The organism is Photobacterium sp. DA100 (assembly GCF_029223585.1).
Lineage (GTDB): Bacteria > Pseudomonadota > Gammaproteobacteria > Enterobacterales > Vibrionaceae > Photobacterium.
This window is the reverse complement of record NZ_CP119423.1, coordinates 254,833-266,646: the sequence shown is the minus strand read 5'-3', so window position 1 is coordinate 266,646 and position 11,814 is coordinate 254,833. Positions and strand designations below refer to the sequence as shown.

The 11,814-nt window shown below is 47.7% G+C and carries 24 protein-coding genes; all 24 read right to left on the bottom strand.

All coding sequences use genetic code 11. The features are described from left to right. Window positions 1-60 precede the first annotated feature (60 nt). Window positions 61-447, bottom strand: coding sequence for a 50S ribosomal protein L17 (gene rplQ / locus PTW35_RS01390; protein WP_007468807.1), 387 nt, complete (start codon window positions 445-447; stop codon window positions 61-63). Between the two features lie 33 nt (window positions 448-480). Then, the gene (gene rpoA / locus PTW35_RS01385) at window positions 481-1,470 is read right to left on the bottom strand and encodes a DNA-directed RNA polymerase subunit alpha (protein ID WP_107349871.1); all 990 of its coding nucleotides are present in this window, start codon (window positions 1,468-1,470) and stop codon (window positions 481-483) included. Between the two features lie 23 nt (window positions 1,471-1,493). Continuing rightward, entirely contained in the window at window positions 1,494-2,114 is a 621-nt protein-coding gene (rpsD, locus tag PTW35_RS01380) for a 30S ribosomal protein S4 (RefSeq protein WP_039465382.1), read from the bottom strand. 32 nt (window positions 2,115-2,146) lie between these two features. Further along, window positions 2,147-2,536, bottom strand: coding sequence for a 30S ribosomal protein S11 (gene rpsK / locus PTW35_RS01375; RefSeq protein ID WP_036817716.1), 390 nt, complete (start codon window positions 2,534-2,536; stop codon window positions 2,147-2,149). A 17-nt stretch (window positions 2,537-2,553) separates the two neighbouring features. Then, window positions 2,554-2,910, bottom strand: coding sequence for a 30S ribosomal protein S13 (rpsM, locus tag PTW35_RS01370; RefSeq protein ID WP_036817714.1), 357 nt, complete (start codon window positions 2,908-2,910; stop codon window positions 2,554-2,556). Window positions 2,911-3,055: 145 nt separating this feature from the next. After that, a complete protein-coding gene (gene rpmJ / locus PTW35_RS01365; RefSeq protein ID WP_000868186.1) occupies window positions 3,056-3,169 on the bottom strand; it encodes a 50S ribosomal protein L36 in 114 nt (37 codons plus the stop codon). 23 nt (window positions 3,170-3,192) lie between these two features. Further along, the gene (secY, locus tag PTW35_RS01360) at window positions 3,193-4,518 is read right to left on the bottom strand and encodes a preprotein translocase subunit SecY (RefSeq protein ID WP_039465384.1); all 1,326 of its coding nucleotides are present in this window, start codon (window positions 4,516-4,518) and stop codon (window positions 3,193-3,195) included. A gap of 22 nt (window positions 4,519-4,540) precedes the next feature. After that, window positions 4,541-4,975 (bottom strand): 50S ribosomal protein L15, encoded by a 435-nt coding sequence (gene rplO / locus PTW35_RS01355; protein WP_039465388.1) that lies wholly within the window; start codon window positions 4,973-4,975, stop codon window positions 4,541-4,543. 5 nt (window positions 4,976-4,980) lie between these two features. Next, window positions 4,981-5,160: a 50S ribosomal protein L30 gene (rpmD, locus tag PTW35_RS01350; RefSeq protein ID WP_047885214.1), complete on the bottom strand. Its 180-nt coding sequence runs from the start codon at window positions 5,158-5,160 to the stop codon at window positions 4,981-4,983. A gap of 5 nt (window positions 5,161-5,165) precedes the next feature. Then, window positions 5,166-5,663: a 30S ribosomal protein S5 gene (rpsE, locus tag PTW35_RS01345; protein WP_039465392.1), complete on the bottom strand. Its 498-nt coding sequence runs from the start codon at window positions 5,661-5,663 to the stop codon at window positions 5,166-5,168. A 12-nt stretch (window positions 5,664-5,675) separates the two neighbouring features. After that, window positions 5,676-6,029, bottom strand: a complete 354-nt coding sequence (rplR, locus tag PTW35_RS01340) for a 50S ribosomal protein L18 (RefSeq protein ID WP_281026246.1) — start codon at window positions 6,027-6,029, stop codon at window positions 5,676-5,678. 9 nt (window positions 6,030-6,038) lie between these two features. Beyond that, window positions 6,039-6,572, bottom strand: a complete 534-nt coding sequence (gene rplF, locus PTW35_RS01335) for a 50S ribosomal protein L6 (RefSeq protein WP_281026245.1) — start codon at window positions 6,570-6,572, stop codon at window positions 6,039-6,041. A gap of 12 nt (window positions 6,573-6,584) precedes the next feature. Next, on the bottom strand, window positions 6,585-6,977 hold the full coding sequence (gene rpsH / locus PTW35_RS01330; RefSeq protein WP_064606082.1) for a 30S ribosomal protein S8: 393 nt from the start codon (window positions 6,975-6,977) through the stop codon (window positions 6,585-6,587). Window positions 6,978-7,012: 35 nt separating this feature from the next. Then, window positions 7,013-7,318: a 30S ribosomal protein S14 gene (gene rpsN / locus PTW35_RS01325; protein WP_039465406.1), complete on the bottom strand. Its 306-nt coding sequence runs from the start codon at window positions 7,316-7,318 to the stop codon at window positions 7,013-7,015. A gap of 15 nt (window positions 7,319-7,333) precedes the next feature. Continuing rightward, entirely contained in the window at window positions 7,334-7,873 is a 540-nt protein-coding gene (gene rplE, locus PTW35_RS01320; RefSeq protein ID WP_039465408.1) for a 50S ribosomal protein L5, read from the bottom strand. Between the two features lie 16 nt (window positions 7,874-7,889). After that, entirely contained in the window at window positions 7,890-8,201 is a 312-nt protein-coding gene (gene rplX / locus PTW35_RS01315) for a 50S ribosomal protein L24 (protein WP_039465411.1), read from the bottom strand. Between the two features lie 12 nt (window positions 8,202-8,213). Continuing rightward, on the bottom strand, window positions 8,214-8,585 hold the full coding sequence (gene rplN, locus PTW35_RS01310; protein WP_004410450.1) for a 50S ribosomal protein L14: 372 nt from the start codon (window positions 8,583-8,585) through the stop codon (window positions 8,214-8,216). A gap of 164 nt (window positions 8,586-8,749) precedes the next feature. Beyond that, a complete protein-coding gene (gene rpsQ, locus PTW35_RS01305; RefSeq protein ID WP_039465415.1) occupies window positions 8,750-9,004 on the bottom strand; it encodes a 30S ribosomal protein S17 in 255 nt (84 codons plus the stop codon). Beyond that, window positions 9,004-9,195 (bottom strand): 50S ribosomal protein L29, encoded by a 192-nt coding sequence (gene rpmC, locus PTW35_RS01300; protein WP_007469134.1) that lies wholly within the window; start codon window positions 9,193-9,195, stop codon window positions 9,004-9,006. Before rpmC ends, rpsQ begins: the two co-directional genes overlap by 1 nt. Continuing rightward, window positions 9,195-9,605, bottom strand: a complete 411-nt coding sequence (gene rplP, locus PTW35_RS01295; RefSeq protein WP_039465418.1) for a 50S ribosomal protein L16 — start codon at window positions 9,603-9,605, stop codon at window positions 9,195-9,197. Before rplP ends, rpmC begins: the two co-directional genes overlap by 1 nt. Before the next feature lie 11 nt (window positions 9,606-9,616). Then, window positions 9,617-10,306 carry a 30S ribosomal protein S3 gene (rpsC, locus tag PTW35_RS01290; RefSeq protein WP_281026244.1) on the bottom strand — a complete coding sequence of 230 codons (690 nt, stop codon included), beginning with the start codon at window positions 10,304-10,306 and terminating at the stop codon, window positions 9,617-9,619. A 19-nt stretch (window positions 10,307-10,325) separates the two neighbouring features. Then, window positions 10,326-10,658: a 50S ribosomal protein L22 gene (rplV, locus tag PTW35_RS01285; protein WP_007469139.1), complete on the bottom strand. Its 333-nt coding sequence runs from the start codon at window positions 10,656-10,658 to the stop codon at window positions 10,326-10,328. 14 nt (window positions 10,659-10,672) lie between these two features. Beyond that, window positions 10,673-10,951 (bottom strand): 30S ribosomal protein S19, encoded by a 279-nt coding sequence (gene rpsS / locus PTW35_RS01280; protein WP_007469141.1) that lies wholly within the window; start codon window positions 10,949-10,951, stop codon window positions 10,673-10,675. Between the two features lie 20 nt (window positions 10,952-10,971). Beyond that, window positions 10,972-11,796: a 50S ribosomal protein L2 gene (rplB, locus tag PTW35_RS01275; protein ID WP_281026243.1), complete on the bottom strand. Its 825-nt coding sequence runs from the start codon at window positions 11,794-11,796 to the stop codon at window positions 10,972-10,974. Between the last annotated feature and the right edge of the window lie 18 nt (window positions 11,797-11,814).

Here is an 11,814-nt window from a genome sequence, read left to right as displayed (position 1 = left end):
AGATGCAAAAAAAAAGCCGAGTCTAAGACTCGGCCTCTTTTTTATTTAACGCGCTAGTGCTTATTCAGCAGCAGCTTCTTCCTGAGCTTCAGGACGGTCTACTAGCTCGATGTAAGCCATAGGGGCTTTATCGCCAGCACGGAAACCGCATTTCATGATGCGAGTGTAACCGCCTGGACGCTGAGCAAAACGTGGACCCAGTTCGTTAAATAGTTTCGCAACAACTTCGTTATCACGAGTACGTGCGAATGCAAGACGACGGTTAGCAACACTGTCAGTCTTAGCTAGGGTAATCAATGGCTCAATTACGCGACGCAGCTCTTTTGCCTTAGGCAGGGTAGTCTTGATAAGTTCGTGACGTACCAGAGAGCCAGCCATGTTGCTGAACATCGCTTTGCGATGGCTGCTGTTGCGGTTGAGTTGACGACCACTCTTACGATGGCGCATGACCTAATCCTTCTAACTAGATATCAGTAACTATTAATCTTCAGCAATAGATGCTGGCGGCCAGTTTTCTAGGCGCATACCTAGAGACAGACCACGTGATGCCAGCACGTCTTTGATTTCTGTCAAAGACTTCTTACCAAGGTTTGGAGTCTTAAGGAGCTCAACCTCAGTACGCTGAACAAGATCACCGATGTAGTGGATCGCTTCTGCTTTTAGACAGTTAGCAGAGCGAACAGTTAGTTCAAGATCGTCTACAGGACGCAGTAGGATCGGATCGAACTCCGGCTTCTCTTCTTTCTCTTCAGGAACACGTACATCACGAAGATCTACGAATGCATCCAACTGCTCAGCTAGGATAGTAGCTGCGCGACGGATCGCTTCCTCAGGATCAAGAGTACCGTTAGTCTCCATATCGATAACTAGCTTATCAAGGTCAGTACGTTGTTCTACACGTGCTGCCTCAACGGCGTATGCGATACGGTCAACTGGGCTGAAAGTTGCATCAACTAGCAGACGACCAATTGGACGCTCGTCTTCTTCAGTGTGAATACGAGCAGACGCTGGTACATAGCCACGACCACGCTCTACCTTGATGCGCATGCTGATGTCAGCATGGTCATCAGTTAGGTGGCAGATTACGTGCTCTGGGTTCGCAATCTCAACATCACCGTCGTGGGTGATGTCACCTGCAACAACAGGGCCTGCACCAGATTTGTTCAGAGTAAGGATAACTTCGTCTTTACCCTCAACCTTAACGGCTAGGCCTTTAAGGTTTAGAAGGATTTCAAGGATGTCTTCCTGTACTCCTTCTTTGGTGCTGTACTCGTGTAACACACCGTCGATTTCTACTTCAGTTACGGCACAACCCGGCATTGAAGATAGAAGAATACGACGGAGAGCGTTACCAAGAGTGTGGCCGAAACCACGCTCTAGCGGCTCAAGAGTTACTTTTGCATGCGTCGTGTTAACTTGTTCAATATCAACAAGACGTGGCTTAAGAAATTCTGTTACAGAACCCTGCATTGTGTCCTCTCTTAACTATAGCCTTACTTAGAGTAAAGCTCGACGATCAGGTGTTCGTTGATGTCGGCAGACAAATCAGAACGTTCTGGAAGGCGCTTGAAAGTACCTTCTAGTTTGCTGCTGTCTACTTCGACCCAAGTCGGTAGTTCACGCTGAGTAGCAACTTCTAGAGCTGCTTTGATGCGTGCTTGGTTCTTAGCTTTCTCACGAATGCTAACAACGTCGTTTGCCGCTACCTTGAAAGAAGGAACGTTTACGACTTGACCGTTAACTAGGATCGCTTTGTGGCTTACCAGCTGACGTGCTTCAGCGCGAGTAGCACCAAAACCCATGCGGTAAACTACGTTATCTAGACGACCTTCAAGAAGCTGAAGCAGATTTTCACCTGTGTTGCCTTTAAGGCGAGCAGCTTCTTTGTAGTAGTTACGGAATTGCTTCTCTAGTACGCCGTAAGTACGACGAACTTTTTGCTTCTCACGAAGCTGTACGCCGTAGTCAGATAGACGACCGCGACGAGCACCATGCACACCAGGTGCATTGTCAATTTTACACTTGGTATCAATCGCGCGTACACCAGACTTAAGGAACAAGTCTGTGCCTTCACGACGGCTAAGCTTCAGCTTAGGACCCAAATATCTTGCCATGTTCTTTCTCCAGTTTTCCTAGAAACGAAACGTTATACGCGACGTTTCTTAGGTGGACGACAACCGTTATGAGGGATCGGAGTCGCATCAACAATGTTAGTGATACGGAAACCCGCAGCGTTTAGAGCGCGGATAGTAGACTCACGACCAGGACCTGGGCCCTTAACCATAACTTCCAGGTTCTTAACGCCATACTCTTTGGCCATTTCGCCAGCGCGCTCAGCAGCAACCTGTGCAGCGAACGGAGTAGACTTACGAGAACCACGGAAACCAGAACCACCTGCAGTAGCCCAAGATAGAGCGTTACCCTGACGGTCAGTAATGGTTACGATTGTGTTGTTGAAAGAAGCATGAATGTGCGCAACGCCATCAGCAACTTGCTTACGTACGCGCTTACGAGCGCGAGTTGGTTGTTTAGCCATTGTACTCTACCTTCCGATTATTTTTTGATCGGCTTGCGCGGACCCTTACGGGTACGTGCGTTGGTTTTAGTACGCTGTCCACGTAGTGGTAGACTGCGACGATGACGAAGACCACGGTAACAGCCAAGGTCCATTAGACGCTTGATGTTCATGGAAACTTCACGACGTAGATCACCTTCTACAGTGTACTTAGCTACACCATCACGCAGTAGATCGATCTGCTCTTCAGTTAGTTCACTGATCTTAACATCTTCAGCGATACCCGCTTCAGCTAGGATAGCTTTTGAGCGAGTCTTACCGATGCCGTAGATCGCAGTAAGAGCGATTACAGAATGTTTTTGATCAGGAATGTTAATGCCTGCAATACGGGCCACTATTCACTCCTAGTACTTTTCAAGAATAACCGCTGCAAAGCCCGTTTAGGATACGCAGCGGTGGAACAATTCTTTTGCACACACAAAAGATTGGTTGGCTAATTTAGCCAACCTACCTTCAATTTGCAAGAAATATTTCTGCTAATTAGCCTTGGCGCTGTTTGTGCTTTGGCTCACTGCAAATTACACGCACAACACCGTTGCGCTTGATAACTTTACAGTTACGGCAGATTTTCTTAACGGAAGCACGAACTTTCATTGCTAAACTCCGTAAATGGGATCTTAACGGCCTGAGCCCTTAAGATTAGCCTTTTTCAAAACAGACTCATATTGTTGAGACATCAGATGTGTCTGAACTTGAGCCATGAAGTCCATAATGACCACAACTACGATAAGTAGTGAAGTACCGCCAAAATAGAAGCGGACATTCCATGCAATCATCATAAACTCGGGGATCAGACAGATAAATGTGATATACAACGCGCCAGCCAATGTCAGGCGAGTCATCACTTTATCTATATATTTTGCGGTCTGCTCACCCGGGCGAATACCAGGTACGAACGCACCAGACTTCTTCAAGTTGTCAGCTGTCTCGCGAGGGTTAAACACCAACGCGGTATAGAAGAAACAGAAGAAAATAATCGCAGCAGCATACAGCATCACGTAAAGTGGCTGACCTGGGCTTAGCGCCAGTGAAATATCGCTGAGCCAACCTAGGTTCTCATTCTGACCGAACCACTGAGCCAGTGTACCCGGGAACAGAATAATGCTTGATGCAAAAATCGCTGGAATTACGCCTGCCATGTTGATTTTCAACGGCAGGTGAGTGCTCTGCGCGGCAAAGACACGACGGCCTTGCTGACGCTTGGCGTAGTTAACGACGATACGGCGCTGACCACGTTCCATGAACACTACAAAGTAAATAACAGCGAAAGAGATCACTGCAATTAATAGTAGAAGAAGTACGTGCAATTCACCTTGACGCGCTTGCTCCACTGTCTGTCCAATAGCTGGCGGCAAACCTGCAACGATACCAGTGAAAATAATCAAAGATATACCGTTACCTATGCCACGCTCCGTAATCTGTTCACCCAACCACATCAAGAACATGGTACCGGTAACCAAACTAACAACCGCAACAAAGTAGAATCCAAGGCCTGGGTTAATAACCAGACCCGGGATCATACTTGGTAACCCCGTTGCAATACCAATTGCTTGGAAGGTTGCCAAAACAAGCGTGCCGTAACGGGTGTACTGGCTAATCTTACGACGGCCAGACTCCCCTTCCTTCTTCAACTCGGCAAGAGCCGGGTGAACAACCGTCAGCAACTGGACAATGATCGATGCCGAGATATACGGCATGATACCCAGTGCTAGAATGGAAGCACGCTCAAGTGCACCACCAGAGAACATGTTGAACAGTTCAATGATGGTACCCTTTTGCTGTTCGAACAGATCGGCAAGTACAGCAGCGTCAATACCAGGAATAGGCACAAAAGAGCCTGCTCGGAAAATTAAGATAGCACCTAAAACGAATAATAGGCGTGTCTTAAGCTCTGCTAGGCCACCTTGGGCGCTACGAAAATCTTGTCCTGGTTGTTTAGCCATCTGTACCTCATCCTCGAGTTAATTATTCCTCGATTTTACCGCCTGCAGCTTCGATAGCAGCTTTAGCGCCTTTAGTCACGCGTAGACCTTTAACTGTTACAGCGCGAGCGATTTCACCAGAAAGTACAACTTTCACGAACTCGATGTTCTTAGTGATTACGTTCGCAGCCTTAAGAGTTTCAAGGCTTACTACGTCACCTTCAACTTTCGCTAGCTCACCTAGACGAACTTCAGCTGTTACAAGGCTCTTGCGAGAAGTAAAACCGAATTTTGGTAGACGCTGTTTCAAAGGCATTTGACCGCCTTCGAAGCCTGGACGTACAGAACCACCTGAACGTGATTTCTGACCTTTGTGACCACGGCCACAAGTTTTACCCAGACCTGAACCGATACCACGGCCTACGCGCTTCGCAGAAGGCTTAGAACCCGCAGCCGGTGATAGAGTATTCAAACGCATTCTGATTACTCCTCAACTTTAACCATGTAGTAAACCTTGTTGATCATACCGCGTACGCACGGAGTATCTTCAAGTTCTACAGTGTGGTTGATGCGACGAAGGCCTAGGCCACGCAAAGTAGCTTTGTGCTTAGGCAGACGGCCGATAGAGCTCTTGGTCTGCGTAACTTTAATAGTCTTAGCCATGTCAATTACTCCAGAATTTCTTTAACAGAAAGACCACGCTTCGCAGCGATCATTTCTGGAGAGTTCATGCCACTCAAACCGTCAATTGTCGCGCGAACGATGTTGATTGGGTTTGTAGAGCCGTATGCTTTAGCTAGTACGTTGCGAACACCCGCAACTTCTAGCACTGCACGCATTGCACCACCGGCGATGATACCAGTACCTTCTGATGCAGGCTGCATGTACACTTTAGAACCAGTGTGGCGGCCTTTAACAGCGTGGTGAAGAGTACCTTCGTTTAGGGCAACATTAACCATGTTGCGACGTGCTTTTTCCATCGCTTTCTGGATCGCAGCAGGAACTTCACGTGCCTTGCCGTAACCGAAACCAACGCGACCGTTACCGTCACCAACTACAGTTAGTGCAGTAAAGCTGAAAATACGACCACCTTTAACCGTCTTAGATACACGGTTAACAGCGATCAGCTTTTCATGCAAATCTGATTGTGTTTTTTCGTTAGCCATCTTCCGCCTACCTTAGAATTTCAGACCAGCTTCACGAGCAGCTTCTGCTAGTGCAGCTACACGGCCGTGGTATTGGAAACCAGAACGATCGAATGCAACTGTAGAGATGCCTTTTTCAATCGCGCGCTCAGCAATAGCTTTACCTACAGCTGCAGCAGCGTCTTTGTTACCAGTACCCTTAACCGACTCACGGATCGCTTTTTCTACTGTAGAAGCGGCTGCGATTACCTCAGAACCATTTGGTGCGATAACCTGAGCGTACACGTGACGTGGAGTACGGTGTACAACTAGGCGAGTTGCACCCAGTTCAGCAATCTTACGACGTGCACGGGTCGCACGACGGATACGAGATGCTTTCTTATCCATAGTGTTACCTTACTTCTTCTTAGCTTCTTTAGTACGCACGATTTCATCGGCGTAACGAACACCTTTACCTTTGTAAGGCTCAGGGCTACGGTAAGCGCGAATATCAGCAGCTACCTGACCAACAAGCTGCTTATCAGTACCAGTTAGTACGATTTCAGTTTGTGATGGACATTCAGCTTTGATACCTGCTGGAAGTTCGTGCTCAACTGGGTGAGAGAAGCCAAGAGTTAGCGCTACTGCGTTGCCTTTGATAGCAGCACGGTAACCAACACCCTTAAGGGTAAGCTTCTTGGTGTAACCTTCAGTAACACCAACAACCATGTTGTTAACTAGTGCACGTGCAGTACCTGCCTGTGCCCAAGCTTTCTCGAAACCTTCGCGAGGACCGAAAGTGATAGCGTTCTCTTCCTGGGAAAGAACAACTGCTTCGTGGATAACGCGAGATAGTTCGCCTTTACCACCTTTAACAGTGATTTCCTGACCGTTAAGCTTAACTTCTACGCCGGCAGGAATAACTACTGGTGCTTTTGCAACACGAGACATTTCCTACTCCTATTATGCTACGTAGCAGATAATCTCACCGCCAAGACCCGCTTTGCGTGCAGCGCGGTCGGTCATCAGACCCTTGGAAGTGGAAACAACAGCAATACCAAGGCCACCCATCACTGATGGAAGTGCATCTTTCTTCTTGTAGATGCGCAGACCAGGACGTGATACACGTTGGATTTGCTCGATAACTGGGTTAGCTTCGAAGTACTTAAGAGTAACTTCTAGCTCAGGCTTAACTTCACCAGAAACAGTGTAGTCAGCCACGTAACCTTCTTCTTTAAGCAGTGCAGCGATTGCAACTTTTAGCTTAGAAGATGGCATTTTAACAGCAACTTTTTTCGCTGCCTGACCGTTACGAATGCGGGTCAGCATATCCGAAATCGGATCTTGCATGCTCATAAGTCAATACTCCGTGATTCTAAAATGGTAAAAAATTACCAGCTTGCTTTACGCAGACCCGGAATCTCGCCTTTCATGCAAGCTTCACGAACCTTGATACGGCATAGACCAAACTTACGTAGGTAGCCGTGTGGACGTCCAGTCTGGTTACAGCGGTTACGCTGACGAGACTTCGCAGAATCACGTGGTAGTGACTGAAGCTTAAGCACTGCATTCCAGCGATCTTCTTCAGACGCATTCACGTCGCTAATTAGAGCTTTTAGCGCAGCACGCTTTTCAGCGAACTTAGCTACTAGCTTGGCACGTTTAGCTTCGCGTGCCTTCATTGATTCTTTAGCCATTAGTAACCCTTACTTTTACTTACGGAATGGGAAGTTAAAAGCAGACAGCAGAGCACGAGCTTCTTCGTCAGAATTCGCAGTAGTAGTGATAGTGATGTCAAGACCACGTACACGATCTACTTTATCGTAATCGATTTCTGGGAAGATAATCTGCTCACGAACGCCCATGCTGTAGTTACCACGACCATCGAATGATTTCGGGTTTAGACCACGGAAATCGCGAATACGAGGTACAGCAATTGAGATTAGACGCTCGAAAAAGTCCCACATACGTTCGCCACGTAGAGTCACTTTACAGCCAATAGGGTAGCCCTCACGGATCTTAAAGCCAGCAACAGACTTACGAGCTTTAGTGATTAGCGGCTTCTGACCTGCGATTGCAGTCATGTCAGCAGCAGCATTCTCTAGAAGCTTCTTGTCGTTGATCGCGTCACCCACACCCATGTTAAGTGTGATTTTTTCGATCCTTGGGACTTGCATGATGCTCTTGTATTCGAACTTGTCAGCAAGCTCTTTTACAATAGTCTCTTTGTAGTAATCATGCAGTTTCGCCATAGTACTACTCCAAAAATTACTTGATAGTTTCGCCAGTCGACTTGAAGAAACGAACTTTTTTGCCGTCTTCAAATCGGAAGCCTACACGGTCCGCTTTACCTTCACCGTTAACGATTGCAACGTTAGAAGCGTCGATTGCAGCTTCTTTTTCAACGATGCCACCTTGGATGCCCATAGCCGGTACTGGCTTCTGGTGCTTCTTAACAAGGTTGATACCTTCAACGATTACTTTACCGGTTGCTAGAACCTTAGTTACTTTACCTTTCTTACCTTTGTCTTTACCAGTAAGAACGATAACTTCGTCGTTACGACGGATTTTAGCTGCCATTTTAGTCGCTCCTTACAGTACTTCAGGCGCTAGTGAAACGATCTTCATGAACTTATCGCCACGAAGCTCACGAGTCACAGGGCCGAAGATACGAGTACCGATTGGTTGCTCAGTGTTGTCGTTCAACAATACGCAAGCGTTACGGTCAAAGCGAATGACAGAGCCGTCTGGACGACGTACGCCTTTACGAGTGCGCACAACCACCGCTTTCAGAACGTCACCTTTCTTAACTTTACCGCGAGGAATCGCTTCCTTAACAGTAACCTTGATGACATCACCGATATGTGCATAGCGACGGTGTGAACCACCCAGAACCTTAATACACATTACGCTACGAGCGCCGGAGTTATCCGCTGCGTCAAGCATACTTTGCATTTGGATCATGTTAGTGCTCCGCTAATTTTAAACATCTAGACCCATCACGGGTCGATTTGCCTTTTCTTCAAAGGCGGCGAATGATAACACTCTTTTCGACCGTTGGGTAGACAAAAAATGAACGGCCCCAAAATATTTTCGGGGCCGCTCTGTTATATCGTAGTTAAGTTCGCTTAGATGCGAGCTTTTTCTACTACGCGTACCAGAGTCCAAGACTTAGTCTTAGACAGTGGACGGCACTCACGAATCTCAACAGTGTCGCCTAGGCCACACTCGTTGTTCTCGTCGTGTGCGTGAAGCTTAGTCGTGCGAGTGATGTACTTACCGTAGATTGGGTGTTTCACCTTACGCTCGATAGCAACAACGATAGACTTGTCCATCTTGTCGCTGATTACGCGACCAAGCTGAGTACGAATTTTATCGCTCATTATGCGCCAGCCTTCTCTGTCAGAACGGTTTTAACACGTGCGATATCGCGACGTACTGCTTTTAGAGTGTGAGTCTGCTGTAGCTGACCAGTTGCAGCCTGCATGCGCAGGTTGAACTGCTCGCGCAGTAGGTTCACAAGCTCAGCATTCAGTTCTTCAACGCTTTTAGCGCGCAGATCTTGTGCGTTCATCACATCACCGCCTTAGTTACGAATGTTGTCTTGATTGGTAGCTTACGTGCAGCAAGGTTGAATGCTTCACGTGCTAGCGCTTCAGGAACACCATCCATCTCGTACAGAACTTTACCAGGTTGGATTTGAGCTACCCAGTATTCAACGTTACCTTTACCTTTACCTTGACGAACTTCAAGAGGCTTAGATGTAATTGGTTTGTCTGGGAAGATACGAATCCAGATTTGGCCCTGACGTTTGATGTGACGAGTCATCGCACGACGAGCTGCTTCGATCTGGCGAGCAGTAATACGGCCACGGCCAACTGCTTTAAGACCAAATGTACCGAAGCTTACGTCAGTACCGTTCGCTAGACCGCGGTTACGACCCTTGTGGGTCTTGCGGAATTTAGTGCGTTTAGGTTGCAGCATCAATAAACTCCTTATTTACGGCCTTTGCGCTGCTTCTTAGGCTTGTCAGCCTTTGGCTCTTCTACTGGCATGCCGCCTAGAACTTCACCTTTGAAGATCCAAACTTTAACGCCAATTACACCGTACTGGGTGTGAGCCGAAGAAGTTGCGTAATCAATGTCAGCACGTAGAGTGTGTAGAGGTACACGACCTTCACGGTACCACTCAGAACGTGCGATTTCAGCGCCGCCTAGACGACCGCTTACTTCTACCTTGATACCTTTAGCGCCAAGACGCATAGCGTTCTGAACTGCACGCTTCATAGCGCGACGGAACATAACACGACGCTCTAGCTGAGACGAGATGCTGTCTGCAACTAGCTGACCGTCTAGCTCAGGCTTACGTACTTCAGCGATGTTGATCTGAGCTGGAACACCAGCGATCTTAGCAACGCGAGCGCGTAGTTTTTCTACGTCTTCACCTTTCTTACCGATAACAACGCCTGGACGAGCAGTGTGGATAGTCACACGGATGCTCTTAGCAGGACGCTCGATAACGATGCGTGATAGAGACGCTTTTGAAAGTTCCTTAGTAAGGAACTGACGTACCTTGAAGTCGCCGTCTAGGTTGTCAGCGAACTCTTGGCTGTTAGCAAACCAAGTGGTATTCCATGGCTTAACGATGCCAAGACGAATACCATTAGGATGTACTTTTTGACCCATTGCTTTCTCTCCTAGTCTCTTAGCGGTCTGCTACAACAACAGTGATGTGGCTAGAACGCTTCAAGATGCGATCGGCACGGCCTTTAGCACGAGGCATAATACGCTTCATGGTAGGACCTTCGTCAACGAAGATTTTAGCTACTGATAGATCATCAATATCTGCGCCTTCGTTGTGTTCTGCGTTAGCGATAGCTGACTCTAGAACTTTCTTGATTAGATCAGCAGCTTTTTTGTTGCTGAACTGTAGAATTTCTAGAGCTTGAGCAACTGGCTTACCGCGCAGTTGATCTGCAACCAAACGAGCTTTCTGCGGTGAGATGCGAGCAAAGCGATGTTTAGCGATAGCTTCCATTACCTATACTCCTCTTAGCGCTTCTTAGCTTTCTTATCCGCAGCGTGGCCGCGGTAAGTGCGTGTTGGTGCAAATTCGCCTAGCTTGTGACCGATCATTTCTTCAGAAACGAAAACAGGAACGTGCTGACGACCATTATGGACAGCGATGGTCAAACCGATCATCTGAGGGATGATCATTGAGCGACGGGACCAAGTCTTAACAGGCTTCTTGTCACCGCTTTCCACCGCTTTCTCTACCTTCTTCAGCAAGTGCAGGTCAATAAAAGGACCTTTCTTGAGAGAACGTGGCATGGCTTATCCTCTGATATAAATTACTTGTTACGACGACGTACGATGTACTTGTCGGTACGCTTGTTCTTACGAGTCTTGTAACCCTTAGTAGGAACACCCCAAGGTGTAACTGGGTGACGACCACCAGAAGTACGGCCTTCACCACCACCGTGTGGGTGGTCTACTGGGTTCATTACAACACCACGTACAGTTGGGCGAACACCGCGCCAGCGTGAAGCACCAGCTTTACCTAGCTCACGTAGCATGTGTTCTGCGTTACCAACTTCACCTAGAGTCGCACGACCTTCAGCAAGAACTTTACGCATCTCACCAGAACGTAGACGTAGAGTCACGTAAGTGCCTGCACGTGCAACGATCTGAGCGTATGCACCAGCTGAACGAGCCAGCTGAGCACCTTTACCAGGCTTAAGCTCAACACAGTGTACTGTTGAACCTACTGGGATGTTGCGCATTGGTAGAGTGTTACCAACTTTGATAGCAGCATCTGCGCCAGACTGGATAGTGTCACCAGCCTGAAGACCTTTAGGTGCGATGATGTAGCGGCGCTCACCGTCTGCGTACAGAACTAGAGCAATGTTTGCGCTACGGTTTGGATCGTATTCAAGACGCTCAACTTTCGCTGGGATACCATCTTTAGTACGTTTGAAATCGATGATACGGTAAGCATTCTTGTTACCACCACCGATGTGACGTACTGTGATACGACCGTTGTTGTTACGACCACCTGACTTAGATTTTTTCTCAGTTAGTGGTGCGTACGGCTTACCCTTATGCAGGTCAGAGTTAACCACTTTAACTACGTGGCGACGACCTGGGGAAGTCGGCTTACATTTTACAATAGCCATTCTTCTTTGCTCCTAGCC

What these genes read in the sequence shown, in the direction of transcription:
- rplQ (WP_007468807.1), bottom strand. Translation starts at nt 447, where the DNA reads ATGCGCCATCGTAAGAGTGGTCGTCAACTCAACCGCAACAGCAGCCAT.
- rpoA (WP_107349871.1), bottom strand. Translation starts at nt 1,470, where the DNA reads ATGCAGGGTTCTGTAACAGAATTTCTTAAGCCACGTCTTGTTGATATT.
- rpsD (WP_039465382.1), bottom strand. Translation starts at nt 2,114, where the DNA reads ATGGCAAGATATTTGGGTCCTAAGCTGAAGCTTAGCCGTCGTGAAGGC.
- rpsK (WP_036817716.1), bottom strand. Translation starts at nt 2,536, where the DNA reads ATGGCTAAACAACCAACTCGCGCTCGTAAGCGCGTACGTAAGCAAGTT.
- rpmJ (WP_000868186.1), bottom strand. Translation starts at nt 3,169, where the DNA reads ATGAAAGTTCGTGCTTCCGTTAAGAAAATCTGCCGTAACTGTAAAGTT.
- secY (WP_039465384.1), bottom strand. Translation starts at nt 4,518, where the DNA reads ATGGCTAAACAACCAGGACAAGATTTTCGTAGCGCCCAAGGTGGCCTA.
- rplO (WP_039465388.1), bottom strand. Translation starts at nt 4,975, where the DNA reads ATGCGTTTGAATACTCTATCACCGGCTGCGGGTTCTAAGCCTTCTGCG.
- rpmD (WP_047885214.1), bottom strand. Translation starts at nt 5,160, where the DNA reads ATGGCTAAGACTATTAAAGTTACGCAGACCAAGAGCTCTATCGGCCGT.
- rpsE (WP_039465392.1), bottom strand. Translation starts at nt 5,663, where the DNA reads ATGGCTAACGAAAAAACACAATCAGATTTGCATGAAAAGCTGATCGCT.
- rplR (WP_281026246.1), bottom strand. Translation starts at nt 6,029, where the DNA reads ATGGATAAGAAAGCATCTCGTATCCGTCGTGCGACCCGTGCACGTCGT.
- rplF (WP_281026245.1), bottom strand. Translation starts at nt 6,572, where the DNA reads ATGTCTCGTGTTGCAAAAGCACCAGTAGTTATTCCTGCCGGCGTAGAA.
- rpsH (WP_064606082.1), bottom strand. Translation starts at nt 6,977, where the DNA reads ATGAGCATGCAAGATCCGATTTCGGATATGCTGACCCGCATTCGTAAC.
- rpsN (WP_039465406.1), bottom strand. Translation starts at nt 7,318, where the DNA reads ATGGCTAAAGAATCAATGAAGGCACGCGAAGCTAAACGTGCCAAGCTA.
- rplE (WP_039465408.1), bottom strand. Translation starts at nt 7,873, where the DNA reads ATGGCGAAACTGCATGATTACTACAAAGAGACTATTGTAAAAGAGCTT.
- rplX (WP_039465411.1), bottom strand. Translation starts at nt 8,201, where the DNA reads ATGGCAGCTAAAATCCGTCGTAACGACGAAGTTATCGTTCTTACTGGT.
- rplN (WP_004410450.1), bottom strand. Translation starts at nt 8,585, where the DNA reads ATGATCCAAATGCAAAGTATGCTTGACGCAGCGGATAACTCCGGCGCT.
- rpsQ (WP_039465415.1), bottom strand. Translation starts at nt 9,004, where the DNA reads ATGAGCGATAAAATTCGTACTCAGCTTGGTCGCGTAATCAGCGACAAG.
- rpmC (WP_007469134.1), bottom strand. Translation starts at nt 9,195, where the DNA reads ATGAACGCACAAGATCTGCGCGCTAAAAGCGTTGAAGAACTGAATGCT.
- rplP (WP_039465418.1), bottom strand. Translation starts at nt 9,605, where the DNA reads ATGCTGCAACCTAAACGCACTAAATTCCGCAAGACCCACAAGGGTCGT.
- rpsC (WP_281026244.1), bottom strand. Translation starts at nt 10,306, where the DNA reads ATGGGTCAAAAAGTACATCCTAATGGTATTCGTCTTGGCATCGTTAAG.
- rplV (WP_007469139.1), bottom strand. Translation starts at nt 10,658, where the DNA reads ATGGAAGCTATCGCTAAACATCGCTTTGCTCGCATCTCACCGCAGAAA.
- rpsS (WP_007469141.1), bottom strand. Translation starts at nt 10,951, where the DNA reads ATGCCACGTTCTCTCAAGAAAGGTCCTTTTATTGACCTGCACTTGCTG.
- rplB (WP_281026243.1), bottom strand. Translation starts at nt 11,796, where the DNA reads ATGGCTATTGTAAAATGTAAGCCGACTTCCCCAGGTCGTCGCCACGTA.